Genomic DNA, 26,216 nt, shown 5'->3' with positions numbered 1-26,216 from the left:
GGGCGGCAGGCCGGGGCGGCAGGACGGGGTGGCGGGTCAGGACGGCCGGTCGGCAGCGAGGCGGCGCAGGGTGGCGAGCACGTCGTCGAGCCAGGCGAGGGTCATCCGCTCGTACTCGATGCCGCCGCGCAGCACCACGTGCTGCAACTGCTGCCCGGCGTCGAGCGCGGTGGCGTCGGGGAAGTCCCGCTGCTCGCCGTGCAGGTAGCGGGCGAGCAGGGCGGCGTGGCTCTCGCGGTGGCGTTCGACCTCGGAGACCAGCGCGGCCGGGTCGTCGAAGGCGGCGGCCCGGATCTTGACCGCGAGTTCGTGCCTGACGGTCTCCGGCTCGACCGGTTCGCGCAGCCAGTCGGCCAGCACGGCCCGTCCGGCCTCGGCCGCCGAATAGACCTTCTTGTCCGGACGTCCGTCCTGGGGGATCTCCTGCGCGGCCACCCAGCCGTCCGCCTCCATCCGCCGCAGCACCCGGTAGATCTGTTGGTGGGTGGCGGTCCAGAAGCGCCCGATCGAGCGGTCGAAGCGCCGGGCCAGCTCGTAGCCGGAGCCGGGCTGCTCCAGCAGCGAGACGAGGATCGCGTGCTCCAGTGCCATGGCCCGCATCCTGCTATGCAACGAGTTGCATAGGCAATGGCGACCCGGATGGTTGAGACGCAGGTCACCGGCGTGATCGGATGGTTATCTGCCATTCCGGACCATCAGGTGCAAAACGCTAGATAAGCGCCAGAATGGGTACGGGGCAAGCGCCTTACCGGTTCCGACCACAGGAGGTGGTATCGGTGGCAACCCATATCCCGACGACGGGCATGGAGCACCATCCGGACATCGTCGAACTGCGCGAACGCTACGAGCGGGTCACGACGACCCCCCGCGCCCAGGGCGTGGAAGCCCTGGCCGTCCTGGCCGGTCTCTTCCTGGCGGCATCGCCATGGATCGTCGGCTTCACCGCATACAGCACCCTGACCGTGACCTGCCTGATCGTGGGTCTGGCCTACACGGTCCTGATGGCCGGCTACGGATCGGCCTACGAACGCACCCACGCGCGGGCCTGGGCCGCCGCCGCGCTCGGTGTCTGGACGATCATCTCCCCCTGGGTCGTCTCCGGGTCCGTCGCGCACGGCAAGAACATCGTGACCTGCATCATCGTGGGTGCCGTGATGTTCCTGCTCGGCCTCGCGGCGATCTCGATGGCGACCATGACCTCGAACGGAGCGTCGATGCGGCGCGGCCGGGCCGGCCGTGCCAAGGGCTGATCTTCCCCGCAGCCCGTGACCGGGGCGCGGAGGGCGCAGCCGCCCACCGCGCCCCGGTGCGCGTCCGCGGGCGTTCCGCAACGTGCGTGCAAGGGCGTTCTCCCAACGTGCGTGAAGGCGCGCCCTGACGCGGGCCGGCCATCGCAGGGCGCACTAAGGGCGCGTCATCCGCAGCACATCCAGGGCCTCGTCCAGCTGCTCCGTGGTGAGCCGTCCCTGCTCGACGTAGCCGCGCTCCACCACCACCTGACGGATCGTCTTGCGCTCGGCCAGCGCCTGCTTGGCGACCTTCGCGGCCTCCTCGTACCCGATGTAGCGGTTCAGCGGGGTCACCACCGAGGGTGAGGACTCCGCGTACTCCCGGGCCCGTTCGACGTTGGCGGTGATGCCGTCCACCGTCCGGTCGGCCAGCAGTCGGGCGCTGTTGGCGAGCAGCCGCACCGACTCCAGCACGTTGCGGGCGATCACCGGGAGCATCACGTTCAGCTCGAAGTTGCCGCTCGCGCCCGCCAGCGTGACCGTCGCGTCGTTGCCCACCACCTGGGCGGCGACCATCAGTACCACCTCGGGCAGCACCGGGTTCACCTTGCCCGGCATGATCGACGAACCGGGCTGGAGATCCGGCAGGTTGATCTCGCCGAGCCCGGTGCGCGGACCGGAGCCCATCCACCGCAGGTCGTTCGCGATCTTCGTGAACCCGACTGCCACCGTGCGCAGTTGACCGCTCAGCTCGACCAGGGCGTCCCGTGCGCCCTGCGCCTCGAAGTGGTTCCGGGCCTCGGTCAGCGGCAGGTCGGTCATGCGGGCGACCTCCGCGATGACGGCCGCCGGGAAACCGGGCGGGGTGTTGATGCCGGTGCCCACAGCCGTCCCGCCGAGCGGGAGTTCGGCGACCCGGGGGAGGGTGGCCAGCAGTCGCTCCCGCCCGTGCCGCACCTGCGCCGCGTAGCCGCCGAACTCCTGGCCGAGCGTGACGGGCGTGGCGTCCATCAGGTGCGTACGGCCCGACTTGACCACCCGGGCGAACTCGGCGGCCTTGCGCTCCAGCGCCTCCGCGAGGTGCTCCAGCGCCGGCACCAGGTCGTGCGTGACGGCGGCGGTGGCGGCGATGTGGATCGAGGACGGGAAGACGTCGTTGGACGACTGGCTGGCGTTGACGTGGTCGTTCGGGTGGACCGGCCGGCCCAGCCGCTCACTGGCCAGGGTGGCGATCACCTCGTTGGTGTTCATGTTGGACGAGGTGCCCGAGCCGGTCTGGAACACGTCCACCGGGAACTGGTCGTCCCAGCGCCCCTCCGCGACCTCCCCGGCCGCCGCCGCGATCGCCTCCGCCGTTTCGTCGTCCAGCACCCCGAGCCGGGCGTTCACCCGGGCCGCGGCGGCCTTGATCCGGGCCAGCGCGGCGATGTGCGCCGGCTCCAGCCGCTGGCCGGACACCGGGAAGTTCTCCACCGCCCGCTGCGTCTGCGCCTGCCACTTCGCGTCGGCCGGCACCCTGACCTCGCCCATCGAGTCGTGCTCGATCCGGTACTCCTGCGGCTTCTCCTGCTGGCCACCCATCGCGCGCTGCACCTCCTGTACGGGCCCGACCGGCCCGGAACGGATCTCCGATCACCACAGCCGCGCGTGGGGCGCAGGTATTTCCGGTCGGGTGATCCGGTTCCGGGCCCGGCGCCTACCGCCGAGGCAGCGCGGCGCGGACCAGCTCGCCCGGGGCGGTGGAGGCCTGGAGGACGAGGTCGCCGCCCGGGGCCCAGACGCCGGAGCCGCCCGAGCTCTCCGGGTACTCGCCGGTGGCCCCGGCGCAGGTCGCCAGCACGCACCACACCCCGTGGGCGGCCGCCCGGTCGCGGAAATGGCCGTCCCGGCGCTCGGCCTGGGCGGCGCCAGGCCCGTAGAGGGTGGAGGCGACGTAGGCGTCGATGCCGAGCGCGGCGGTCTCCTCGGCGTGCGCCGGGTCGGCGGCGTCCGCGCAGACGGCCAGGCCGAGCCGCAGGCCGTCCAGCTCCAGGACGACGGGCTTCTCGCCGGGGACGAAGCGCTCGACCTCGGCGCCGTGCAGGCGCATCTTCCGGTAGACGACCTCGGCGCCCTCCCCGGTGACCGCCAGCGTGGCGATGGACTCGCGCCCGTCGGTCTCGGCGACCGGTGCCCCGACCAGGGCGACGGCACCGGTGGCGGCACAGGCCGCCACCAGCGGCGCGAGGCGGGCGTCCGCCGGGTCGACGGCCGGTGCGGCCAGGTCGTAGCCGGTCAGCGACAGCTCGGGGAACACCACCAGCCGGGTGCCGGCCTCCCGCACCGCCGCGGCGTGCAGGGCGACGTTCTCGGACACGGTGTCCGGACGGCCGGCGGCGGCGCAGACGGGCTGGGCGACGGCGACGGTCAGTGCTGCGGGAACGGGAGAGTTCGCGAGCGAGGACGCGGACGAGGGCATGGCGGAGCCTCCGGCGGGCGGGGTGGGGTGATCGTGCTCAACCTATGCGCCCGCCGAGGACACGGGCAACAGAGCTCGGGCGAGGTACTGGGCAGGTGGGCCGGGCTCCCGGGCCGATCGAACTGATCTCACTCGAAGGAGTGAGATCCGGGGCGGATGCTTCAAACTGCCGTGCGCCCCTCCATACGCTCCGGACCGGGCCGGGCGGACTCCGGCCGGACCCGGATCGCCGTAGCCCGGCCCCGGGGGACCAGTGCGAGGGGGCGGACGGACGGATGACCACGGAACACGGCCCGGTGGGCGGAACGGGTGGCGGGGCGACACCGGAGGGGATGACCCCAATGAATGCCCTGGTGGCCGCCCCTGCGAAGGCCCCTGCGAAGGCCCTTGCGAAGGCCGACACGAAGGCTGACGCGAAGGCCCCTTCGACCGCCCCGGCGGACACGCGGAAGAGCACCCCCGGCGGCCTCACCCGCCGGCGGCTGCTGGGCGCGTCCGCGGCGCTCGGCGGCGCGGCCTGGCTGCTGCGCGGCACCATCGGCCCGGACAGTGCCGAGGCCGCCGCGCCCGTACCGCCCGGACTGCCCGCCGGCACCGAGCTCTACCAGCGGGTCTTCCAGAACTGGTCCGGCGAGATCCGCACCGACCAGCTGTGGACCTGCGCGCCCCGCACCCCCGAGGAGGTCCCGGCCCTCGCCGACTGGGCGCACGCCAACGGCTGGCGGCTGCGCGCCTCCGGCTACCGGCACACCTGGGCGCCGCTCACCGTCGCCACCGGGACTCCGGAGAGCGCCCGGATCCTGCTCGTGGACACCAGCCGCTACCTCACCGCCATCAGCGCCGACGCGCCCGGCACCGTCCGGGTGCAGACCGGCGCCACCATGGAGGCCCTGCTCACGCACCTGGCCGCCCGCGGCCTCGGCCTGACCGCCTGCCCGGCCCCCGGCGAGATCACCGTCGGTGGTGTGCTCGCCATCGGCGGCCACGGCACCGCCGCGCCGGCGGCGGGGGAGGTACGGCCGGAGGGGCACGGGTACGGCTCGGTCAGCAACCAGGTCGTCCGACTCACGGCCGTCGTCCTCGACCCGGCCACCGGCCGCTACACGCTGCGCACCTTCGACCGCTCCGAGGCCGACAGTGCCGCCTTCCTGGTGCACCTGGGCCGCGCCTTCCTCACCGAGGTGGTGCTGCGGGCGGGTGCCGACCGGCCGCTGCGCTGCGTCAGCCGGCTCGACATCCCGGCAGGCGAGCTCTTCGCCCGCCCGGGCACCGGCGCGGGCACCGGCGCGGGCACCGGCGCGGGCGCCGGTACGGGTGCCGGTGCGGACACCGGTGGGGGCGGCGTTCTCGGCGGAGTGCTCGGGGGAGTGCTCGGGGGAGTGCTGGGCGGCGTCCTCGGCGGCGGGGGAGGCCCGCGCACCCTCGCCGACTTCGTGGAGCGCGACGGTCGGGCCGAGGTGATCTGGTTCGCCTACACCGAGTACCCCTGGCTCAAGACCTGGAGCGTCACCCCGAACAGGCCGCTCGCCTCCCTGGCCGTCGACCACCCCTACAACTACCCCTTCTCGGACAGCATTCCGGAACCGGTCGCCCGGCTCGCCGACGAGATCGTCACCGGCGCCTGGGCATCGGCTCCGGTGTTCGGCCAACTCCAGTACCTGGTCGCGAAGGTGGCGCTCACCGGAGACATCACGGACGTCCTGCTCTCCGGCGGGCTGCTGCGCCGACTGCTCAGCGGCGAGGTGCTCACCCACCTGCTCGCGGGCGGGCTGCGCTCCGACCTCTGGGGCCCCTCCCGCACCCTGCTCCACTACATCCGCCCGACCACCCTGCGGGTCACCGCGAACGGCTACGCGGTCCTCGCCAAGCGCGCCGACCTCCAGTGGGTGGTGAGCGAATTCGCCGCCCATTACCGGGAGTTGCTCGCCACCTACCAGGCTCGGGGCGAGTTCCCGGTGAACGGCGCGGTGGAGATCCGGGTCACCGGCCTGGACGACCCGGCCTCCTCCGGCGTCCCCGGCGCCCGGCCCCCGCTGCTGTCCGCGCTGCGCCCGCGCGCCGACCGCCCCGAGTGGGACACAGCGGTCTGGCTGGACGTCCTCGCCTTCCCCGGCACTCCCGGACTGGAGCGCTTCGCCCGGGAGTTGGAGCAGTGGCTGTTGCGCACCTTCGACGGCACCCGGGCGGGCCTTCGGGTCGAGTGGTCCAAGGGCTGGGCCTACACCGACGCCGCCGCCTGGTCCGATCCCGACGTGATCGACCGGGCCGTCCCCGAAAGTCTGCGGGCCGGCGGCGGGCCCGGCTGGGACGAGGCGGTCGCCGTCCTGGACCGCCACGACCCGCACCGGGTGTTCGGAAACCCCTTCCTGGACGGGCTGTTGAAGTAGCCGAAGCGCGCGCCGCGCGATGGCCGGCGATCCGTCAGATGTGCTCCATGACGATCACCGCGAGGGTGTCCGGAGCCAGGGCGCGGAACACGTGCGGAGCGTCGCCCGGGTAGCTCACGTAGTCGCCCGGGCCCAGCTCGACCGGCGCCTCCGTCGGCCCGACCAGTGCCCGTCCGGCACCGATCAGCACGTGCTCGACGGTGCCGGGCATGTGGGGATCGGATGCCCTGGTCTCGCCCGGCTGCGCCTCGATCCGGTAGATGTCGCGCCGGGCGTTGGGCGGGCAGGAGGAGAGCACGGTGGCGGCGTAGTCGGCGCGCTCGGAGTGGGTCACCGGGCCCTCGCCGGCCCGGATCACCTTGACCGCCGGGCGCGGCGGGTCCACCAGTCGGCTGAACGGCACGTTCAGTGCGACCCCGAGCGCCCAGAGCGTCTCCACACTGGGGTTGCCCGCGCCCGACTCCAGCTGGGACAGCGTGGACTTGGCGATGCCGGCGCGCCGGGCCAGCTCGGCCATCGACAGCCCGCTGCGCTCGCGCTCGCGCCGGATCGAGGCGGCGATCTGTCCGATCAGCTCGGTGCCGCTGCCGCTGCCGTCGCCATTGCCGCTGCCGGTGGCGCCGCTTGAGCCGCGGGGGCCCGTGGCCGGGGTGGTCTGGTCACTCATGCTCGCCACTCACGCTTCCTCCTGGCCCCTTCCGCGGCTCCCGGTCGGCTGATGCCGCCGTTCATGCTGCCACGGTCGGACCCCGGCCGTCGTTCGCCCGATCGGCCTGCCTGTTCGCCTTGACGAACGAGGTTGAGTTGTTCACTCTAATGAACATGCGTTCGCTCATTCGAACACTGGAACGTGCCACGCTCCGGGACATCGCTCTGGTCTGCCTGGCCGACGCCCTCGTCGGCGCCTCCTTCGGCGCGATCAGCGTCTCCGGCGGTCTGCCCCTCTGGGTGCCGATCGCCCTCTCCGTCCTCGTGTTCGCCGGCGGCTCCCAGTTCGCGGCGGTCGGCGTGGTGCTCTCCGGCGGCGGCGCCCTCGCCGCGGTCGCCACCGGACTGGTGCTCAACGCCCGGCTGCTGCCCTTCGGCTTCACCGTGGCCGACGTGCTCGACGGCCCACGGTGGCGACGGCTGGCGGGGGCGCAGCTGCTCACCGACGAGACCGCCGCCTTCGCCCTGCAGCAGAGCGAGCCGCGCCGGCGCCGGGCCGTGTACTGGCTCTGCGGGATCGCCCTGTTCGTGGTCTGGAACATCTCGGTGCTGCTCGGCGCGCTCGCGGGCGGGCTGATCGGCGACACGGACGCGCTCGGCCTGGACGCGGCCTTCCCCGCCGTGCTGCTCGCGCTCGTCCTGCCCTCGCTCGCGGACCGCCGCACACGTACGGCGGCGGTGGTCGGCGCCGCGGTCGCGGTCGCGGCCACGCCGTTCGTCCCGGCCGGGCTGCCGGTGCTGCTCGCCCTCGTCGGGCTGCTGTTCGCCGGACGGCCGACGGCAGAGGCGGCGGCGGACGAACAGAACGCGGCGAACGGGAAGAAGGAGGCGGTCCGATGATGCCGCTGTACGCGGTCCTGCTGCTGGCCGTCGGGACGTACGCCTTCCGGCTCGCCGGGCCGTTGCTCGGCGGCCGGCTCACCCTCTCGGAGCGGCTGCGGCACCTGCTGGCCGTCGCGGCGGCGGTGCTGCTGGTGGCGCTGATCGCGACCGGCGCGCTGACCCAGGGGCACGGCTTCGCGGGGTGGGCCCGTCCGGCGGGCGTGCTGGTCGCGGGGGTGCTCGCGCTGCGCCGGGCGCCGTTCCCGGCGGTGGTCGTCGCGGGTGCGGCGACCACGGCGCTGCTGCGGTTCTGCGGGGTCGGGTGAGCGGGGGAACCCCCGCCTGCGTCAGCCCTCGGCCAGCCGCTCGGCCTGGACCTCCGGCCGACTGCTGTCCCACAGCAGCTCCCACACCTTGAAAACGCAGTGGTAGTCCCGCATGCTGCCCCGCGAGATCAGCAGGTAGGTGTCCCCGTCGCGGAGCAGCGTCCGGCGCCGGCTGTTGAAGGGATGCTGCGGGGTGTAGGAGGGAACGAGCCGCTTCAGCTCCTCGACGGCCTCCTCGTGGGTGCCCTCGACCTCGGCCAGCACCGTGCTGCCCCAGGTCCGGTCCTGGCCGATGCCCACCGTCTCCTCGGCGACCAGCGCCCAACGTGCCATGTCCTGCTCCCGTTCCTTCCCGTTCCGCTAGCGCGTCGGGGACTTGAAGAAGATGGTGGTCGGCCGGAGCGTGCCCGCAGGGTCGGCCGCGTAGTCCGGCACCGAGCCGACCCGGCTCCAGCCCGCCGCCTCGTACAGCCGCTCGGCCGGGCTGCCCGACTCGGTGTCCAGCACCAGCAGCCGGATGCCGAGCTCCACCGCCCGCTCCTCCAGTGCCGCCAGCAGCCGCCCGGCCAACCGGTGCCCACGGTCCGCGGGGTGCACCATCAGCTTGGCCACCTCGCCCCGGTGGCGGCCGTTCGCGGTGGTGGCCGGTCGCAGCTGCACCGTCCCGGCGAGCCGTCCGTCGTCCCCGGCCCGGGCGGTCCACAGCACCAGCCGGCCGGCCGCGACGTCCGGGCCGAGCCCCCGCCACCACGCTGCGGCCTCGTCCGGGTGCAGCGGAGCGAGGAACCCGATCGAGGCGCCGCCGTGCACGGTCTCCACCAGCAGGCCGGCGAGCTCCTTTGCCGAGCCGGCCAGCTCCTGAGCCGTCACCTCGCCGACCACGTAGGCACCGTCGGACATGTCGCCATCCTCACTCGTTCGCGCCCGCCCGCCGCCCGGCCGGGTGCGGAATACTCGCCGGTATTCCGCCGAGAGTACAAGGAGCTTCAATGACGAAGCCGACCCGGATCGACCCTTCCGACCTGCTCGCCGTCGGCGACCTGCTCTCCGACGAGGAGCGGCTGATCCGCGACACCGTCCGCCGGTTCACCGAGGAGCGGATCCGCCCGCACATCGGCGACTGGTTCGAGCGCGGGGTCTTCCCGGCCCGTGAACTCGCCCCCGAGCTCGGCGCCCTGGGCGTGCTCGGCATGCACCTCGACGGCTACGGCTGCGCGGGCGCCGACGCGGTGGCGTACGGGGTGGCCTGCATGGAGCTGGAGGCGGCCGACTCCGGACTGCGCAGCTTCGTCTCCGTCCAGGGCTCGCTCGCCATGCGCTCGATCCACGCCTTCGGCTCCGAGGAGCAGAAGCAGCGCTGGCTGCCCGGCATGGCCGCCGGCGAACTGATCGGCTGCTTCGGCCTCACCGAGCCGGACTTCGGCTCGGACCCGGCCAACATGCGCACCCGGGCGGTGCGCAAGGGCGGCGAGGGCGGCGACTGGGTGCTGTCCGGCAGCAAGATGTGGATCACCAACGGCAGCATCGCCGACGTGGCCGTGGTCTGGGCGCAGACCGAGGAGGGCGTGCGCGGCTTCCTGGTCGAACGCGGCACCCGCGGCCTGACCGCCACCGACGTGCACGGCAAGCTCTCGCTGCGCGCCTCGGTCACCAGCGAGCTGGCCTTCGACGACGTGGTGCTGCCCGCCGACGCCGTGCTGCCCGGGGTGGTCGGGCTGCGTGGACCGCTCTCCTCCCTCAACGAGGCCCGCTACGGCATCCTCTGGGGCACCGTCGGCGCCGCCCGTGACTGCTACACCGCCGCCCTGGACTACGCCAAGAGCCGGATCCAGTTCGACCGCCCGATCGCGGGCTTCCAGCTGACCCAGCAGAAGCTGGTCGAGATGATGCTGGAGGTGGAGAAGGCCTACCTGGTCGCCCTGCGGATCGGTCGGCTCAAGGAGCAGGGCGCGGCCCGCCCGCCGCACGTCAGCTTCGGCAAGCTCAACAACGTGCGCACCGCGCTGGAGATCGCCCGCAGCGCCCGGACCGTCCTCGGCGCCAACGGCATCACCACCGAGTACCCGGTGCTGCGGCACGCCAACAACCTGGAGTCGGTGCTCACCTACGAGGGCACCAGCGAGATTCACACCCTGGTCCTCGGCGAGGCCATCACCGGCGAGTCCGCCTACCGCTGACGGGCCGACGTCCGCCCTTCTCCGGCCGGGGAAACCGGTGGCCGGGCCCGTCACGGCCCGGCTACCGTCCCTCCCATGAACGGTCCGACCACGCAGACGCCCCCGACCACCACCCTCTGGCGCCCCACCGGCCCCGAGGAGCTGGCGCTGGTCGAGGCCGCCGACTGGCGTGCCTGGCCGCCCCGGCTGCCAGAGCAGCCGATCTTCTACCCCGTCCTCAACGAGGACTACGCGATCCGGATCGCCCGGGACTGGAACGTCCCCGCCTCCGGCGTCGGCTACGTCACCCGCTTCGAGGTCGACACCGCCTTCCTCGCCCGCTACCCCGTGCAGCAGGCGGGCGGCCGGACGATCCTCGAACTCTGGGTGCCCGCCGAGGAGTTGGCCGAGCTCAACCGGCACATCGTCGGCCGCATCGAGCTCGTCCACGAGTTCCGCCCGCGGTCCTGACCGAACCCGGGGCCGTGACCGGCCCTGACCGAACGCGCGGTCGTGACCGGACCTGCCACAGGCCGCGTCCCCACGGTCGGCGGCGGGGTCCGTGGGCGGCGCGCCCCGTACGGTCGGCGGCGGACGACCCCCGGCGGATTCCAGGCGCGCGCTTCCGACACCGTGCGGACACCTGCCGTTCGGTGGAGGGACGCCGGCCGGTACGGCGGCCGGTGAAACATGGCGCGGTCGGCGGCGCCCTCGGCGGGTGCGGCCGGGTGCGCACGACCGAAAGGAACCCCCACCATGTCCGCTGCCCAGTGGCCCCGCCCCCGCGTGCTCGTCGTCGGGATCGACGGTGTCCGTCACGACTACCTGGCGCAGGTGCCGATGCCGCGCCTGCAGGAGGTCGCCGAGGCCGGGTTCCTGGTGCCGGTCACCGTCGCGGACTCCACGCCCACCATGTCCGGGCCGTGCTGGGCCACCATCGTGACCGGGGTCGAGCCCGCCAAGCACGGAGTCTGGGGCAACCACCTGGGCGGCAACCGGCTCGACGTGTTCCCCGACTTCGCCACCCGACTCAACCGGGGTGACCGCCGCCGTACCTTCGTGGCCGCCGGCTGGGACCCGCTGATGATCAACGAGTCCGGCGGCCCGCTGTTCCGCGCGCCCGGCCGGCTCTCCTACGTCGCCCCCGCCGAGGACACCCCCGAGGCCTGGGAGGCGGTGGACGAGGAGGTCACCCGGGAAGCCGTCCACGTCCTCGGCACCGCAGACCCCGAGGCCTCCTTCGTCTACCTCGGCGCCGTCGACGAGACCGCCCACTTCCTGGGCTGCGGCGACGAGTACCGCGCGTCCATGCGCACCGCCGACGAGCGCCTCGGCCGCCTCCTGGACGCCGTCCGCGGCCGGGCGACCCACGCCGAGGAACAGTGGACGGTCATCGTCGTCACCGACCACGGGCACGTGGACACCGGCGGCCACGGCGGCCGTACGGTCGAGGAGCGGACGGCCTGGGTCGCCTGTGCCGGGCACGACATCCCGGCCGGCCCGCCCACCAGCGAGATCCGCCACCCGGACGTCGCCGCCCAGGTGTACGCCTCGCTGCTGCGCCCGATCGACCCGCACTGGACCCTCGACGGCCGCCCGTTCCCGGTCGCCAGGCCGGTACCGGCGGCCGTCTGAGGCGCGGCGGTCGAGGCGCTGGGGGCCGCCGCTGCTCCAGGCGCAGCAGGCCGAGCTGCGGCGGCGCCGGGCTCGGGCAAGGCTCGACCGGGGTTCGGGCCGTGCTCGACCCGGGTGTGCCGCCCTGAGCGTCGGAGCGGCACGTAGCCGGGTCCTGCGGGGCCCGTAACCCTCTGGCCTCAGGGTCCCTGTCGAATGGCATACGCCTGAAGGTGGAGAAGGTACCCCGCGGGTTGGAGACAAGGTCGCGACCTGGTGGTGACGATCCGACGGGCCCGGGCGGGCCACGATGGTTGCACCGGCCGGCGGAGCACGCCGACCGGGCCGCTGACGCGGACCTGGGCAGCCACCGGCAGCGCAGACGAGCGGCAGCGGTCGCACCGGTCACGACACGGAGAGGGCAGTCGGGCATGAAGGGCATCGTGAGCAAGGTCGCGCTGGGAGTCGCGGGCACCGGCATGGCCGTCGCCGTGGCGGCCGTGGCAATCGGCCCGCGGGTGTCCGACTGGTACGACGAGCACCATCAGCAACAGGGCTCGTACGAGACCGGCACCCAGGCCAAGGCCGACCGCCGGTCGATGCCGACCTGGCTGCCCGACAACGCCTCCGCCGTGAAGTACCTGATGTCCACCACGGGCGACGACCGCCTGCTGAGCGCCACCCTCCCGGAGGGCCGGCTGCCCGCCGGCTGCACCGCCGGGCTGCCGGGCAAGAGCGCGCACCCCGTGCCGGAGTCGCTCAAGGCCGGCTGGTTCCCCGAGAACGTCGCGACCAAGGCCAGCGGCACCTGCGGGCACTACAACGTGGCGCTGACCGGCAACCAGCTCTACGCGTGGCAGGACGGCGCCGCGGTGCAGGCGGCGCTGCGCGCCGAGAACGTCACCAAGCACTGAGTACGGCGGGCGCCTCGGCGCGCCGACCGGGCAGCAGTCCTCCCCACCCCTCCTCGTCACTCCTGACCAGGGAACGGAACGGCCCGCCGGGCACCGGAAGGTGCGGGCGGGCCGTCGTCGTGTGCGGGCCGGGAACGGGCGGCGGACGATCGGCCGGACGCACCCCCGCGGCCGAACAGCGCGCACCCCCGCTGTCGGAACGGCGCCGGGCTGCGATAGGACGGAGCGCGAACGAACCCCACGTCACCCGTCCGTAAGGAGCGCCATGCCCGGCCCGACCGTCGGCCCCACCGACGACACGTCGACCGCTGCCGCCAGCACACCTGCCCCCGCACCCGCCACCGGCCAGGCCCGTCCCGGCTGGACCGTGATCGCCGTCCTCGGCGGTCTCACCGCGCTCGGCCCGCTCACCACCGACCTCTACCTCCCGGGCCTGCCCGCGATCGCCGGCGACCTGGACGCCCAGCCGGCCGCCGTCCAGCTCACCCTGACCTTCTCGATGTTCGGGGTCGCGGCCGGGCAGCTGCTCTTCGGACCGCTCAGCGACCGCTACGGGCGCCGCCCGCCGCTGCTCGTCGGGCTCGTCCTCTACACCCTGTCCAGCGTGGTGTGCGTGTTCGCGCCGAACCTGTCGGTGCTGATCGCCGCCCGGTTCGTCCAGGGCGCGGCCGGCTCCGCCGGGCTGGTGATCGGGCGCGCCGTCTCCCGGGACCGCTTCAAGGGCGTCGCGCTGCTGCGCTTCCTCGCCTCGATCGCCCTGATATCCGGGCTGGCGCCGATCCTCGCCCCGATCATCGGTGCCGAGCTGATGCGGTTCACCTCGTGGCGCGGCACCTTCGGCGTGCTCACGGCGCTGGGGCTGCTGCTCACCCTGGTGTCCTTCGGCGTGCTGCGCGAGACGCTGCCGCCGGAGACCCGGGACGGCGGCGGGGTGGGCGCGGCCCTGCGGACGATGGGACGGCTGTTGCGCAACCTGCCGTTCCTCGGGCTGGCGCTGACCAGCTCGCTCGCCTTCGGGGCGCTGTTCGGGTACATCAGCGGATCGTCGACGGTGCTCCAGCACGTGTACCGGGTCTCCCCGCAGACCTACAGCCTGCTGTTCGCCCTGAACTCGCTCGCGATCGTGGTGATGACCCAGGTGAACGGGCGGGTGCTGGCACCGCGCTTCACGCAGCGGGCGCTGATGCTGGGCAGCCTCGCGGCGACGGTCGCCGCCGGGGTGGCGCTGGTGCTGCTGACGACGGTGTGGGACTTCGGGCTGGCCGGGTTCTGCCCGCCGCTGTTCGTGATGATGGGCAGCCTGGGGGTGCTCCTGCCGAACACCGCTGCCCAGGCGCTCGGCCTGGTCGAGCCGCAGGTGGCCGGTACGGCGTCGGCGCTGCTGGGGACGGGCAACTTCCTGTGCGGAGCGGTGGTCGCACCGCTGAGCAGCCTCGGTGGTCAGCCGTCGGCGGTGCTGATGGCGCTGGTGGTCCTGGTCTGCGGGGTGCTGGCGACGGTGGTGTACCTGGCGCTGTGCCGACCGGAGCGGATGCGGACGGCGGGCGGCTGACGGGTGGGCGGTCGGCAGGTGGCGGGCCGCAGGTGGCGGCCGGTCAACTGACAGCGACAGGTGGCGGCGGACAGGTGACGACGGGCAGATAACAGCGAACAGAAGACAGCGAACAGAAAACGGATGACAGCTGACAGATGTTGAAATCTGTCAGCTGTCATCCGTCATGCGTCACCCGAAGCGGACTCAGGCGATGGAGAAGTCATCCCCGTACACGTTGCCCTGGCCGTACCAGCCGTGCAGGTACACGGTGACGGTGCCGTTGGCGCCGGTGGTGAAGGGGACGGACAGCTTGGTCCAGCCGGAGGAGTTCGCCCAGGCGCTGGCGGTGGCACCGCCGCTGACGCCGACGTAGGCGTAGTTGCCCTGCACCCAACCGCTCAGGGTGTAGCTGGTGTTGGGCTTCAGCGTGACGGTCTGCGAGCACTCGCCGGTCTGGCTCGCGGTGGCCGCGGCCTGCAGCGCCTTGGTGCCGGAGTGGACCGGGGTGGAAACCACGGCGCCGCCGCTCTGGCAGGTCCACGGGGCCAGGCTGCCGCTCTCCAGGTCGCCGTTGACCAGTCCGGTCGTCGGGCCGCTCCCGGTGACGGTCAGCGTGTAGGCCGCAGTGTGGCTGCCGGAGGCCCCGGTGGCGGTGACGCCCAGCTGGTAGGTGCCCGGAGTCGCGGCCGCGGTGGTGGAGATGTTGAGCGTGGCGCTGTTGCCGGTGGTGACGCTGCCGGGGGTGACGGTGGCGTTGATGCCGACGACCGGGACGCTGATGATCGCGAAGTTGACGTTCTGCGCAGAGCCCGAGGTGACCGCCGTCGTGATGTTGGCGGAGGTGGACGAACCGACCGCGACCGTGCCGGAGTTCGGGTTCACGGCGACCGAGAAGTCGTTGCCGGGCTGGGTGCCGGTGACGTTCAGGGTGAAGGTGCTGGTGTGGCTGCCGGAGGCCGCCGCACCGGTGACCGTGATCGGGTAGCTCCCGGGCGTGACCGAGGAGGTGGTGGAGATGTTCAGCGTGGCGCTGTTGCCGGCGGTGACGCTGCCGGGCGTGACGGTGGCGGTGACGCCGGCCGGGGCGCCGCTGACCGTGAGGTTGACGCTCTGCGCCGAGCCCGCCGTCACGGCCGTCGCGACGGTCGCCGACGTGGACGAACCGGCGGTGACCGTCGCGGAGTTCGGGCTGACCGACACCGAGAAGTCGTTGTTCACCGTCGAGCCGCTGGTGAACGGCGTGAAGATGTGGGTGAAGTCCCAGGTGTTCTGGGCGATCCCGGAGCAGTTGTCGTTGCCCTTGGTGCCCGGGCAGCCGCCGTTGTCACGCTGGAGCGCCCAGAAGGACAGCGTGTTGATGCCCTTGGAGACCGCCCAGTTGTACACGGTGTTGGCGTTGGCCAGGGTGAAGGTCTCGGCCGGGCCGAAGTCGTCGACACCGATCATCTCGGTGATCCCGATCGAACCCCACAGCTGGGCGGGGGTCTTGGACGGGTACAGCTTGGCGAGCTGGTTGTAGAGGCCCTGCGCGGAGGTCTGGGTGTCGGCCGCCATGTCGTGGGTGGCGTTGTCGTAGTAGTCGAAGGTCATCATGTTGACGACGTCGATCCGCGCGTTGTTGCTGACCGCGTTCCGCAGCACCGCGAGGCCGCTGTCGGCCAGTCCGGAGGTGGTGGTCGGCAGCGTGTAGGAGAACTGGACGTTCCGTCCCTTGGTGGCGGCCCAGTCCTGCACGAGCTTGATCGCCTTGTTGCGGCGGTCGATCCCGCCGCTGTTGGTCAGCGAGTTGTCCTCGATGTCGAGGTCGATCCGGCTGATGTCGTAGGTGGTGATCACGTTCTCGAACGCGGCCGCGATCTGGTTCACGTCGGTGCAGCTGTCGGCCAGCTCGGTGCCGGTGTTGTCGGCGGTGTAGCCGCCGAACGACGGGATCACGTCCCCGCCGTTGGCGCGGATGGTCGCGATGTCGGCGCCGAAGGTCGAGGAGGACACCGGCATGGAGGAGTCGCCGTTCCAGTACGGCGTGCAGGAGCCCTTGGTGGCGGTCTGGAGGAACGCCATGGTCAGGTGCTTGGCACCGGACTGCGCGGCCAGTTGGGCCGGGCTCTGGCCGGTCCAGGCCTCGAAGTAGGGGGCGAAGACCCGGCCGGGAAGCGGGGTGGCGGCCTGGGCGGAGCTCGTCCCGGCGGCGACCAGGCCGACCGAGGCGGCCAGCGTGGCGCAGGCCGTCAACACGGCCTGGACTGTTCGGCGGAGGCGCATGGATTCTCCAACAGACTTGGTGGGGCAGGACGTTGGGGAGGTTTTGCCGGTTCGGGCCGGGCGGCCGTGTGGGGTCGGCCGCGGTCCCGGGACCGGGTCGGATATCGGGAGTGCGGGCGTGAGAAGGCCCACCGACTCGCGTGGACGCGGGCGGCGTGCGAATGCGCGCGCCGTACGGAGCGGGGGTGGAGCGGAGCATGGCAGGGCAGTGCCTCAGCCGCCGGTGGTCACACCCCCACAGTGCATCCCGGTCGGATCGACATGCTTATGTTTGGACTAGACCACTGGCCTGTCAAGAGACCTAACAGTTCGTCAGCATACGGCCCGCGCGGGCGAAGGGCGCGGAAGGGCGTCTCGGGCGGGTGGGAATGTCGGCGGGATTCGCCGGAGGGGGCGTCAGGACCTTCGGCGGCCGGTGTCGGTGCCGGTGTCGGCGACGGCGACGGCGACGGGGACGGGGAAAGGTGCCGGAAACGAGAAGGCCGTGGGCGCGCACCCGGGAAGGGGCGCGGCCACGGCGGCCCGGCGCTCAGGACGCCGGGCGGTTCATGGTGGCGCGGGTCTGCGGGTCCACGAACCCGTGGGTCCGTGGGTCCGTGGACCCGCGGGTCTGCGGACCGGATCAGCGGGACGGCGGGCAGAGCGTGGCGAGCAGCGCCTCGTTGATCTTCGCTGCGGTCTCCGGCCCGAAGCCCTGCGGGTGGTCGGCGGAGGTGAAGCGCTGGTTGGCCAGTTCGGTCAGCTTCTGCGCGTCCTTGGGGAACTGGTACATCGACTGGCACTGGTTGCGCGCCCGGTCCACGGCCTGGTCGGGCTTGCCGCCGACGATCGCCGGGTCGATCGCGTTCAGCGCGGAGACCAGCTTGGCCGTCAGGTCGGCGCCCGGCTTGGTGGGCAGTCCGGCGTCGGCGGGCGGGGCGGGCTTGGCCGGTGCGGGGGCTCCCGAGGCGCCGGCGTCGGGGGCGGGAGCGTCGGTGGCGCCGTCGGCCGTGGGGGCGGCCGAGTCGGGCGCGGGGGCCGTGGGCGTGGTGGCGGCGCCGGAGGGTGTGGCGGCCGAGGCGGCGGGAGCGGTGGGGGAGCCGGCCGCGGAGGTGGCTTTGCCCGACCCTGATCCGGAGCTGGAGCAGGCAGCGAGGCTCACCGCGGCGAGTGCCGTGAGGGTGGCGGCGAGGAGACGAGTGCGCATGGCGCCCAGACTGTCATGTTCGCGGCGCAGAAGGGAAGGTCCCTCCGGCAGCCGGAAGGCGATCTCCGAAACGGCGGGCGGCGGCCCGGAGGAAGCTCCTCCGGGCCGCCGCGTTCGCGATCCTCGGCCGGCCGGGCCGGGGCGCCGTCGGGTCGGTCGGTCGGCGGTAGCCCGCGCCTGCCTGCCCTCCCACCGGCCGTCAGCCGAGACCGTTGGACGCCAGCCAGTCCTTGGCGACCGTCGACGGGTCCTCCTTGTCCACCGACACGCGCTTCATCAGTGCCACCAGCCCGGCCGTGTCGAGCTTGGCCGACACCGCGTTGAGTGCCGCCGTCGCGGTCGCGTCCACGCCCGCCTTGTTGACCAGCGGGGTGATGTTCTGCGCGCCGAAGACGTCCTTCGGGTCGGTCAGCGGGACGAGCTTGTACTGGACGATCTTCGGGTCGGTGGTGAACACGTTGCCGACCTGGATGCTGCCGTCCTTGAGCGCGTTCGCGGTGGTGTCGGCGGTGGGCTTCCACTCCTTGAAGGCCAGTCCGTAGACGTCCTTGAGCTGCTGCTCGCGACGGTTCTTGAACTCCGGCGGCCCGCCGATGGTGAACTCGCCGGCCTTGGCCGCGAGGTCGGAGATGCTCTTGAGGCCGTACTTGTCGGCCGTCTCCTGGGTGACGCTGAGCGAGTCCTTGTCCTCGGCCGGGGAGGAGTCGAGGATGCCCAGCGAGGCGGGCAGCGTCTTGGTGAGCGCCGCGTTCACGTCCTGCGTGGTGACGGCGGTGGACTTGGCGTCCAGGTAGGCGAGAAGCGAGCCGTTGTACTCGGGCAGGACGGTCAGGTTGCCGCTCTGCAGCTGCCCGTAGAGCACCTCGCGGCTGCCGATGTTGAACTTCTCCTGGACCTTGACGCCCTTGGCCTTGAGCGCCTGCGAGTAGATCGATCCGAGCAGGACGTTCTCCGGGAAGTTGGCCGAGCCGACCACCACGGTCGAGCCGGAAGCGCCCGATCCGCCGGTACCCCCCGAGCCACCGGCGGGCGAGGCGCTCGAACCCCCGCCGAGCGGGTCGCCGCCGGAGGAGCCGCAGGCGGTCGCGCCGAGGGCGAGCGCGACGAGGGTGCCGAGGACGGCGGCACGGCGGCCACGGTTGATTGTCGACATGGTGACAGATGTCCTTCCGGAGTGGGAGAGGAGGGGAAAAGGGGGGTCAGCGGCGCCGCTGCTGGGCGCGCACCCCGGGCGGGAGCGCGAACCGGGCGAGCAGGGCGAAGAACAGCTGGGCGGCGACCGCGAGCAGTACCACCAGCAGCGCGCCGCCCACGGTCACGGCGTACTTGCGGGTCGCCAGCCCGTCGATGACGTAGCGGCCGAGGCCGCCCAGACCGACGTAGGCGGCCACCGTGGCGGTCGCGATCACCTGCACGGTCGCGGTGCGGAAGCCCGCCAGCATGGTCGGTGCGGCCGAGGGCAGGCAGACCTGCCGCAGCACCTGGGGGTGGGTCAGTCCGATGCCGCGCGCGGCGTCCCGGACGTCCGGGTCGGTGCCGCGCACCCCCTCGACGGCGGCCACCAGCAGGGGTGGTGCGGCGAGTGCGACCAGCGGGATCAGGACGGCGGTGTCGCCGACCCCGGCGAGCAGCACCGCCAGCGTCACCAGGCCGAGGGTGGGCAGGGCGCGGGCGGCGCCCGCGAGTGCGGTCACCGCGGTGACGCCGCGCCCGGTGTAGCCGATCAGCAGTCCGAGCGGGACGGCGATCAGCGTCGCGTACAGCAGGGCCTCGCCGGAGAGCAGCAGGTGCTCGACGACCCGGTGCACGATCGAATCCGGCCCGCTGCGGTGGTCCGGGGCGGTGAAGAAGTCGTTCAGCCAGTTCAGCCAGTTCACGAGCCCGCTCCCTTCTCCCGCACGGCCCACGGCGCGAGCAGCCGCCGGGCGGCCACCAGCAGCAGGTCGACGGCCAGAGCCAGGGCGGCGATCAGCACGATGCCGGCCACGATCGGGGTCGGGAAGGTGCGCTGGAAGCCGTCGACGAACAGGTAGCCGAGCCCGCCGCGACCGACCAGCGCGCCGACGCTGGCCAGCGAGATGCTGGACACCGCCGCGACCCGCAGTCCGGCGATCAGGTACGGCACGGCGGCGGGCAGCTCGACCGACGTCAGCCGGTGCCACGGGCCGTACCCCATCGCGGTGGCGGCCTGCCGGACGGCGTCCGGGACGGCGCGCACCCCGTCCACGGTGGTCGGCAGCAGCACGGCGAGGGCGTAGAAGGTGAGCGGGATCATCACGGTCGCCTGGGTGGCGAGGCCGGTGTACGGGATCAGCACCACGAACACGGCCAGCGAGGGCAGCGCGTAGACGATGTTGAACACGGCGGACAGCGGCTGGTACAGCCGGGGGTAGCGGGCGCAGGTCAGGCCGAGGGGGACGGCCAGCAGCAGGCCGATGAGCACGGGGACGAGGGCGATCACGGCGTGGTCGGCGAGCAGGTGGCCGAGATAGCCGAGGTGGTCGCCGATCCAGTACCAGCGGACGATCGGTTCATCGTCCACCGTCGGCTCCGTCCGTGCCGCCGGTGACCTTGAAGCTGACCGTGCCGCCTGTGCCGTCCGTGTCGTCCGTGCCGCCCGTGCCGCCCGTGCCGCCCGTGCCGCCCGTGCCGCCCGTGCTGTTCGTGCCGTCCAGGCGGCTTCCGGAGGTCGGGGACTTGTCGGTGCGGACGGGCGTACCGGCGGCCGGCGCACCGGAGGCGTCGGGCCGCAGCGCGGCGAGGACGGTCTCGCGGCTCGCGGTGCCGGTGGCCCGGCCGTCGGCGTCCAGCGCGACCGCGACACCGGCGGGGGAGAGGACGGCGGCGTCCAGCGCGGTGCGCAGGGTGTCGGCGTCCGGGTGGAAGCCCGCCGCCGGGTGCAGCTCGGCGGTGACGGCGTCGCGGTCGATCCAGCCGATCGGGCGGTGTTCGTCGTCCAGTGCCAACTCCCAGCTACCGTAACGGAGTCCGTTGCCCACCGGACTGAGCTTGACGGTGCTTGCAGGGCGCAGGCCGAGGCCGCGCAGGCCCCGGTCGCGACCGAGGAAGGCGGCCACGGCCTCGTCGGCCGGGGTGGTGAGCAGGGTGTGGGGGTCGGCCAACTGGGCGATCCGGCCGTGCTCGCGGAGCACCACCACCTGGTCGCCGAGCCGGACGGCCTCCTCGATGTCGTGGGTGACGAACAGCACCGTCTTGTGCAGCTCCGACTGGAGCCGCAGCAGTTCCTCCTGGAGACCGGCCCGCACCACGGGGTCGACCGCGCTGAACGGCTCGTCCATCAGCAGCACCGGCGGGTCGGCGGCCAGTGCGCGCGCCACGCCGACCCGCTGCTGCTGGCCGCCGGACAGCTGGAACGGGTACCGCTTGGCGGTCTCCGGTGCGAGCCCCACCAGTTCGAGCAGCTCGGCGGCACGGGCGCGGGCCTTCTTGCGGTCCCAGCCGAGCAGGTACGGGACGGTGGCGATGTTGTCGATCACCTTGCGGTGCGGGAAGAGCCCCGCCTGCTGGATCACGTACCCGATGCCACGGCGCAGCTTGGCGGGTTCCAGCTTCGCGACGTCCGTGTCGTCCAGCAGCACCCGGCCCGAGGTGGGCTCGACCATCCGGTTGACCATGCGCAGCAGGGTGGTCTTTCCGCATCCGGACGGTCCGACCAGGACGGTTATCCGACCGGTCGGGACCTCCAGGTCCAGGCCCTCGACCGCGACGGTGCCGTCGGGGTGGCGCTTTCCGGCGCCCTCGAATCTGATCACGTGGAGTTTCCTCGTCAGGGCGCCCCGGAGAGGCGGCGCCTGGGTCGGTCGGTCGTTCGGTCGGGTCGTGCGGTGACGGCGGTTTCAAGCGCCCGGGCGTACTTCCGCCCGCGTGGCTGCCCAGCTTTGGACCGGCGGAAACTCAGATCAGACTATGACCTGCATCATCTCCTGTCTCTGATTTACCGTCCGGCACGCGGTGCGGCTGCGAGCTCAGCCGCCCTGGCGGGTCGGCAGGCCCGAGGCCGCCCAGCCGACGAATCCGCCGTCCAGGTCGGTCGCCCGGTGCAGCCCCAGCTCGCGCAGGGAGGCGGCGGCCAGGCTGGAGGCGTAGCCCTCGGAGCAGACCACGATCACCTCGACGTCGTAGCCCGAGGCCTCGGGAATCCGGTGACTGCCCGTCGGGTCGAGCCGCCACTCCAGCACGTTGCGCTCGATGATCAGCGAGCCGGGGATCTCCCCCTCGGCCGCCCGCTGCGCCGCCGGACGGATGTCCACCAGCAGCGCGCCCTCCAGCTGGGCCTGGTACGCCTCGCGGGCCCGCGGCCGGTGGACGCCCTCCCGGGCCCGCTCCACCAGGTCGTCGATCGTGGTCACCACTGTTCCGGTCCTTCCTCGGAGGTGCGGACGAGCCCGCCGGCCCGAAGGTCGTAGTGCGCCATCGAGCTCAGCGGCGGCGAGTAGGCGTGCAGGGTGACGGCGGGGCCGACGGCGGTGTTGCGTACGTCGTGCACGTAGTCGGGGCCGAAGGCGCGGGCGGTGCCGGCCGGGACCCGGCGGATCAGCAGGCCCTGGTCAGGCCCGCCGAGGGACAGCTCCTCCAACTCACCGAGGGCGACGGTGAAGGCGCCGCGCGAGCCGCCGTGGTCGTGGAAGCCGGTGGACTGGCCGGGCAGCCAGCTGATCAGCCACACCTCGTGGTCCCCGTCGGCGACCAGGCGCCGGTACCAGCGCTCCTCGGTGGAGAGGCGGACGTGCTGGATCCACTCCTCGGGCCGCTCGGCCAGCTCGCGGACGATGGTCCGCAGGGTGCTGGGGGTGAGCGGCGCGCGGGTGTCCCCGGCGGAGGGCGTCGGTGGTGGCTCGGGGGTGCCGGCCAGCCTCGTGGAACCGGCACCGGCACGGGCGTCGGAGCAGGCGCCGGTGCCGGAGCAGGCGTTGAGGCCGGTGTCGGGGCCGAGGGCCGGGCGGGTGTCGGGGCTGATGCTCGGGCTCAGGCTCATGAGGGCGTCCTCGGGTGCGGCGGGAACGTCGGCGGGAAGCGCCCGGTGTCCGGCGGCGGTGGACGGGCTCGGGCCGACGGAGCGGCCCGGCACGCACGGGTGCGCCGGGGCGGGGCGGGAGTCAGGACTGCGGGTGCGGGTGCGCGGATCGTGCCCTGGCAGACGTCACAGGGCGGGACCGGCGGGGGAGAGCAAGGTCAACAGGCACAGATGGAACTCGCCTGGCGTCGCAGATCGACGTGCAGGCGGCAGACCAGAGTGGCGCCGGAGTCCATGCGCCGGATCTTTCCCGAGCGAACCGGACGAAGTCAAGCCGAGCCGATGGCCCGCCGCTGCCCGTCACCGGTGCCGGGCGGACTCGTCGGTTACCCGTCGAGCACCCTCCTCCTCGTCTTCCTCCCGGCTACTCCTCGGCCCGGCGGCGAGGCGCCGGTGGAGCCGTGGCGGACGGGGCTGCGCCGGTCGGGGCCGACGCGGTGCCGCCCGCCGGCTGCGCGGGCAGCGACCCGGTGGTGCCCGGCGCCGGGCCGGCCGGTGCCTGTTCGAGCAGCGCCCGCTCGACCAGCGGTGCGGCCTGTTCGCCCAGGTGGCGGCCGAGCGTCTGGTAGGCGTCGAACTGCTGGTGGTCGAACCACTGGTCGCTGGTGCGGTCGTTGGGGAACGCCCGGTTCGCCATCGCGTAGGCGTGCAGCTCGTACGGCATGTCCGGGGTCAGCACCGACTGGAGGACGATCAGCCGGCCGTGCCGGACGGCCCCGGGCCCCTCGCCCAGGTCCGGGTAGCGGATGTCCCCGGTGACCACCGACCGGGCCGAGAGCCGGTCGGACAGTTGTGCCGCGAGCCCGCGCAGCAGCGGTGGCCGACGGCTTGCGTGGCCGTCCACACCGTCGTCCGGGGCGCCGCCCTCGACGGGCTGGTCGGCGGCGCTGCCCGGGATCAGCAGCTCCGGCTCGTGCAGGGTGATGACGATGCCCAGCTCCTCACGGGCCAGCGTGATCGCGGCGGCCAGCTTGGCGGCGTAACCCGCGTCGCCGCTGGCGTCGATGCAGACCGCCGTGCGCACCCGGTGCCGTAGCAGCTCGACCAGCCCGAGGTTCTCGTAGTGCCCGCCGTCGGTGGTGAGCAGGAAGCGGTCGTCGGCCGGGAACCGCCCGATCAGTTCCCGCAGTTGGTACGGGAGACGGCGGACGGCGGGCTGCGCGGGGCGGCGCCAGTCCGGTGGGCCGGACCAGTCCGGGCCGAGCACCGCCGGGTTGGGCAGCCACGTCCCGAGGCGGGCGTTGGTCACCGCGAACAGCCGCTGGTAGACGCGGGATTCCCGCCCCATTGCGGAGGAGAAGGCCGCGCCGGAGACAGCCATCGCCGACTGCACGGTGAGGTCCCTGGCGATGTGCGGACGGGTGCGCCGCTCCAGCAGGTCGGTGCGCGCGTAGCCGATGTCCGGACCGCCCACGTAGTCGTACGAGAGCGAGTAGGAGACCGCCGGACGGCCCGGTGGCGTACGGGAGTTGCCCGACAGGTTGGCCGCCGCCGAGAAGATCACCTGGGGGAAGTCGGGGTGCCGGGCGCCGTAGTGGCTCAGCCAGGTCTGCTCCCGGAAGAAGTGGTACGGGCGGGCCAGTGACCGGCCGCCCTCGGTGGCCCGCCGGACCGCGAACGCCGAGGCCAGCCGCAGCCGGTAGAACGGGTGCAGGCTCATCCAGGTCTGGTCGAGGTTCAGCCCGACCGCGCCGAGCACCAGCGGCAGCAGCACCTGGACGGCGGTCGGCCAGGCGTACCCGGTGGCGACCGCCCAGCCGAGGGCCAGCAGCGCACCGGCCGTCAGCACGAGGAGGGCGGCCCACACCACGAGGGCCTGGGGGAGGCCGGCGGCGCGGCCACCGCGGCTGCCCGCGCCACGGCCTGCCGCGCCCGCTGCGGCGCCCCGGCCGGGTGTCCGGCGGTCGCGCCGGAGTATGCCGAGCAGCAGCGCCAGGTAGCTGAGCGCCACGGCCAGGCCGAGCCCCGCGCCGGTCAGCTGCGGCCCTGCCGCCAGCGCCTGTTGGAGCCGCACGGATCCCCAGGCCAGCCCTGGCACCGCCAGGACTCCGACCGTCAGCAGGGCGGCCAGCCCGAGCAGGCCGAGGTTGGCCCGGCGCAGTACGCGCGGCAGCAGCGACTGCCAGCCGAGCGACGGGAAGGCCAGCAGCCAGAGCAGCCAGCACCCGGCGGCCGCGGCCAGCAGTACACCGAGGGCGGCGAGCGTCGGTGCCCGGAACTCCAACGGCGCCGGTACGGCATCGGTGTGGCGCAGCCCGGCCGCCGCCAGGCGGCTCAGGTCGGTGAGTGGCACGGCCTGGTAGAAGCGGCTGAGCCCGAGGCCGAGCGCCAGGACGGCGGCCAGCAGCAGGGTCAGGGCGGACAGCACGCCGCGCAGCAGCGTCCCGAGTGCGACCAGCCACTCGCCCGCGCCGTCGGCGACGTACTTGCCGTGCCGGCGGAGGTGGTCCTCCTCCGGGGAGCCGGGCTCCATCACGGTGTCGGCGGTCAGGCCCGAGACGGCGTGCACCGGGCTGTCGGGCGCCGAGTCGCCGAGTGCGAGCTGGAGCGCGCCGACGGTGTAGCCGCCACCCGAGACGGAGACCAGGTAGCGGGCCCGTTTCAGCCAGGGGCGCAGCGACTGGAGTGCACCGAGGGTGACGCAGGCCGAGCGGATGCCGCCGCCGGAGGCGCAGAAGCCGAGTTCGGCGGGCTCGCGGCCGGGCGGCACCCGGGCGGCGTCGCGCCAGTGGGCGTGCCGGACCGGGGCGTCGTGGCCGCCCGGCGGTTCAGGGGCGAGCGGGGACGCGGCGGCGGGCGGTGAGGTGCCGTGCCGGGTGGCGATCGGCCAGGGCGGGATCAGCGCCGGGCGGTCGGGGGAGTCGGTGCCGCCGGCCTGCGCGCCCGCCCGCGACGGCCGGAGCCCGCGCACGGCCCGGGTGACGGTCACCAGCAGGAGCCCCGCCGCGACCGCCCCGGCGGGCAGGAGCAGCAGCCACTTGACGGTGGCGAGCGCGGTGGCGGCGGCGAAGGGGGTGTCGGACCCGCCCGCGCCCGGCTGGAGGCCGTCGAGCCCCGCGCGCAGCAGCGCGTCCTCGCCGAGGTCGCAGCAGGCCGCCAGCAGCCCGGCGCCGCCGGCCGCGAGCGCCGGCAGCCGTCGGCGCACCGGCCCGAGCACGTACCCGCCGAGCAGCGCGGCTGCGACCAGCGTCAGCCCGTAGCCGCCGATCAGCCAGCCGTCGGCGCGCAGTGCGGCCAGGTGGTCCGCGGCTCGCCCGCCGGCCACCGCCTCGGCGACCCCACGGGAACCGGCCAGTTGGAGCGCGACGTCCGGTACGCGCGGTGCCTGGCGGAGGAACAGCAGCCCGCCGAGGGCGACCGGCAGCAGTGCGCCGAGGGCGAGCAGCAGGCCGGCCCAGGCGGGCAGGGCGGGAGGCCGTGCCGCCGGGCCTCCGCCCGCGGCCCTACCCGCCGTACCCGGCGCTTCCGCCGCTTCCGCTGCGGACTTCGACACCACCACCGTCGTCACCCCCCGCTTGGTCGCCCCGATCCCCCGTGACCGAGCCGCCGAACTCGTATGGAACCACATGGGACTGACGATCCGTC

25 protein-coding genes are annotated in these 26,216 nt (G+C 73.4%); 9 read left to right on the top strand and 16 right to left on the bottom strand.

Going from position 1 to position 26,216, the window contains the following annotated elements; genetic code table 11:
* Nucleotides 1-36 precede the first annotated feature (36 nt).
* The gene (locus ACIRRH_RS20585) at nt 37-591 is read right to left on the bottom strand and encodes a PadR family transcriptional regulator (protein ID WP_403069113.1); all 555 of its coding nucleotides are present in this window, start codon (nt 589-591) and stop codon (nt 37-39) included.
* 185 nt (nt 592-776) lie between these two features.
* Here ACIRRH_RS20585 and ACIRRH_RS20580 point away from each other — a divergent pair, with 185 nt between their 5' ends.
* Entirely contained in the window at nt 777-1,250 is a 474-nt protein-coding gene (locus tag ACIRRH_RS20580) for an SPW repeat protein (RefSeq protein ID WP_308020195.1), read from the top strand.
* 153 nt (nt 1,251-1,403) lie between these two features.
* Here the strand turns inward: ACIRRH_RS20580 and ACIRRH_RS20575 are convergent, their stop codons facing one another.
* Both ACIRRH_RS20575 and ACIRRH_RS20570 read right to left on the bottom strand, forming a co-directional pair.
* Nucleotides 1,404-2,810 (bottom strand): class II fumarate hydratase, encoded by a 1,407-nt coding sequence (locus tag ACIRRH_RS20575; RefSeq protein WP_403069110.1) that lies wholly within the window; start codon nt 2,808-2,810, stop codon nt 1,404-1,406.
* A gap of 115 nt (nt 2,811-2,925) precedes the next feature.
* Nucleotides 2,926-3,687, bottom strand: a complete 762-nt coding sequence (locus ACIRRH_RS20570) for a carbon-nitrogen hydrolase family protein (RefSeq protein WP_403069107.1) — start codon at nt 3,685-3,687, stop codon at nt 2,926-2,928.
* A 332-nt stretch (nt 3,688-4,019) separates the two neighbouring features.
* Here ACIRRH_RS20570 and ACIRRH_RS20565 point away from each other — a divergent pair, with 332 nt between their 5' ends.
* Nucleotides 4,020-6,074, top strand: coding sequence for a cholesterol oxidase substrate-binding domain-containing protein (locus ACIRRH_RS20565; protein WP_403069104.1), 2,055 nt, complete (start codon nt 4,020-4,022; stop codon nt 6,072-6,074).
* A 34-nt stretch (nt 6,075-6,108) separates the two neighbouring features.
* Here ACIRRH_RS20565 and ACIRRH_RS20560 read toward each other — a convergent pair whose 3' ends face one another.
* The gene (locus ACIRRH_RS20560) at nt 6,109-6,741 is read right to left on the bottom strand and encodes a helix-turn-helix domain-containing protein (protein WP_403069220.1); all 633 of its coding nucleotides are present in this window, start codon (nt 6,739-6,741) and stop codon (nt 6,109-6,111) included.
* Between the two features lie 155 nt (nt 6,742-6,896).
* Between ACIRRH_RS20560 and ACIRRH_RS20555 the strand changes: the two genes are divergently transcribed.
* Both ACIRRH_RS20555 and ACIRRH_RS20550 read left to right on the top strand, forming a co-directional pair.
* A complete protein-coding gene (locus ACIRRH_RS20555) occupies nt 6,897-7,622 on the top strand; it encodes an AzlC family ABC transporter permease (protein ID WP_403069099.1) in 726 nt (241 codons plus the stop codon).
* Nucleotides 7,622-7,930 carry an AzlD domain-containing protein gene (locus ACIRRH_RS20550; RefSeq protein ID WP_403069217.1) on the top strand — a complete coding sequence of 103 codons (309 nt, stop codon included), beginning with the start codon at nt 7,622-7,624 and terminating at the stop codon, nt 7,928-7,930. The genes ACIRRH_RS20555 and ACIRRH_RS20550 overlap by 1 nt, the downstream gene beginning before the upstream one ends.
* A gap of 21 nt (nt 7,931-7,951) precedes the next feature.
* On the opposite strand, the gene ACIRRH_RS20545 is transcribed toward ACIRRH_RS20550, so the two are convergent.
* Nucleotides 7,952-8,263 (bottom strand): hypothetical protein, encoded by a 312-nt coding sequence (locus tag ACIRRH_RS20545; protein ID WP_403069096.1) that lies wholly within the window; start codon nt 8,261-8,263, stop codon nt 7,952-7,954.
* A gap of 27 nt (nt 8,264-8,290) precedes the next feature.
* Nucleotides 8,291-8,830 carry a GNAT family N-acetyltransferase gene (locus ACIRRH_RS20540; RefSeq protein WP_403069093.1) on the bottom strand — a complete coding sequence of 180 codons (540 nt, stop codon included), beginning with the start codon at nt 8,828-8,830 and terminating at the stop codon, nt 8,291-8,293.
* 89 nt (nt 8,831-8,919) lie between these two features.
* Between ACIRRH_RS20540 and ACIRRH_RS20535 the strand changes: the two genes are divergently transcribed.
* The 5 genes from ACIRRH_RS20535 to ACIRRH_RS20515 all read left to right on the top strand — a co-directional run bounded on the left by ACIRRH_RS20535 (nt 8,920) and on the right by ACIRRH_RS20515 (nt 14,166).
* A complete protein-coding gene (locus ACIRRH_RS20535; RefSeq protein ID WP_403069090.1) occupies nt 8,920-10,107 on the top strand; it encodes an acyl-CoA dehydrogenase family protein in 1,188 nt (395 codons plus the stop codon).
* Between the two features lie 75 nt (nt 10,108-10,182).
* Nucleotides 10,183-10,557 carry an ADP-ribosylation/crystallin J1 gene (locus ACIRRH_RS20530; RefSeq protein ID WP_403069088.1) on the top strand — a complete coding sequence of 125 codons (375 nt, stop codon included), beginning with the start codon at nt 10,183-10,185 and terminating at the stop codon, nt 10,555-10,557.
* Nucleotides 10,558-10,842: 285 nt separating this feature from the next.
* Nucleotides 10,843-11,721, top strand: coding sequence for an alkaline phosphatase family protein (locus ACIRRH_RS20525; RefSeq protein WP_403069085.1), 879 nt, complete (start codon nt 10,843-10,845; stop codon nt 11,719-11,721).
* A gap of 410 nt (nt 11,722-12,131) precedes the next feature.
* Nucleotides 12,132-12,614, top strand: a complete 483-nt coding sequence (locus tag ACIRRH_RS20520) for a hypothetical protein (protein WP_403069082.1) — start codon at nt 12,132-12,134, stop codon at nt 12,612-12,614.
* Nucleotides 12,615-12,879: 265 nt separating this feature from the next.
* A complete protein-coding gene (locus tag ACIRRH_RS20515; RefSeq protein ID WP_403069079.1) occupies nt 12,880-14,166 on the top strand; it encodes a multidrug effflux MFS transporter in 1,287 nt (428 codons plus the stop codon).
* A 186-nt stretch (nt 14,167-14,352) separates the two neighbouring features.
* Here the strand turns inward: ACIRRH_RS20515 and ACIRRH_RS20510 are convergent, their stop codons facing one another.
* The 10 genes from ACIRRH_RS20510 to ACIRRH_RS20465 all read right to left on the bottom strand — a co-directional run bounded on the left by ACIRRH_RS20510 (nt 14,353) and on the right by ACIRRH_RS20465 (nt 26,124).
* Complete coding sequence (locus tag ACIRRH_RS20510; RefSeq protein WP_403069076.1) at nt 14,353-16,410, bottom strand: glycosyl hydrolase family 18 protein; 2,058 nt, start codon at nt 16,408-16,410, stop codon at nt 14,353-14,355.
* Nucleotides 16,411-17,032: 622 nt separating this feature from the next.
* Nucleotides 17,033-17,596: a hypothetical protein gene (locus ACIRRH_RS20505; protein ID WP_403069073.1), complete on the bottom strand. Its 564-nt coding sequence runs from the start codon at nt 17,594-17,596 to the stop codon at nt 17,033-17,035.
* Nucleotides 17,597-17,795: 199 nt separating this feature from the next.
* The gene (locus tag ACIRRH_RS20500; protein WP_403069070.1) at nt 17,796-18,749 is read right to left on the bottom strand and encodes an ABC transporter substrate-binding protein; all 954 of its coding nucleotides are present in this window, start codon (nt 18,747-18,749) and stop codon (nt 17,796-17,798) included.
* 46 nt (nt 18,750-18,795) lie between these two features.
* Complete coding sequence (locus ACIRRH_RS20495) at nt 18,796-19,473, bottom strand: ABC transporter permease (RefSeq protein ID WP_403069067.1); 678 nt, start codon at nt 19,471-19,473, stop codon at nt 18,796-18,798.
* Nucleotides 19,470-20,138, bottom strand: coding sequence for an ABC transporter permease (locus tag ACIRRH_RS20490; RefSeq protein ID WP_224284098.1), 669 nt, complete (start codon nt 20,136-20,138; stop codon nt 19,470-19,472). The genes ACIRRH_RS20495 and ACIRRH_RS20490 overlap by 4 nt, the downstream gene beginning before the upstream one ends.
* Nucleotides 20,128-21,369, bottom strand: coding sequence for an ABC transporter ATP-binding protein (locus ACIRRH_RS20485; protein ID WP_403069064.1), 1,242 nt, complete (start codon nt 21,367-21,369; stop codon nt 20,128-20,130). Before ACIRRH_RS20485 ends, ACIRRH_RS20490 begins: the two co-directional genes overlap by 11 nt.
* 213 nt (nt 21,370-21,582) lie before the next feature.
* The gene (locus ACIRRH_RS20480; RefSeq protein ID WP_403069061.1) at nt 21,583-21,969 is read right to left on the bottom strand and encodes a rhodanese-like domain-containing protein; all 387 of its coding nucleotides are present in this window, start codon (nt 21,967-21,969) and stop codon (nt 21,583-21,585) included.
* Nucleotides 21,963-22,592, bottom strand: a complete 630-nt coding sequence (locus ACIRRH_RS20475) for a cysteine dioxygenase (RefSeq protein ID WP_403069058.1) — start codon at nt 22,590-22,592, stop codon at nt 21,963-21,965. Before ACIRRH_RS20475 ends, ACIRRH_RS20480 begins: the two co-directional genes overlap by 7 nt.
* Before the next feature lie 197 nt (nt 22,593-22,789).
* Entirely contained in the window at nt 22,790-22,867 is a 78-nt protein-coding gene (locus tag ACIRRH_RS20470; protein WP_107086570.1) for a putative leader peptide, read from the bottom strand.
* 128 nt (nt 22,868-22,995) lie between these two features.
* Nucleotides 22,996-26,124 (bottom strand): hypothetical protein, encoded by a 3,129-nt coding sequence (locus ACIRRH_RS20465; RefSeq protein WP_403069055.1) that lies wholly within the window; start codon nt 26,122-26,124, stop codon nt 22,996-22,998.
* Between the last annotated feature and the right edge of the window lie 92 nt (nt 26,125-26,216).

Source organism: Kitasatospora sp. NPDC101235 (assembly GCF_044767505.1).
Taxonomy (GTDB): Bacteria; Actinomycetota; Actinomycetes; order Streptomycetales; family Streptomycetaceae; genus Kitasatospora.
The sequence above is the reverse complement of the archived record's forward strand: the minus strand, read 5'-3'. Positions and strand labels throughout refer to the sequence as shown.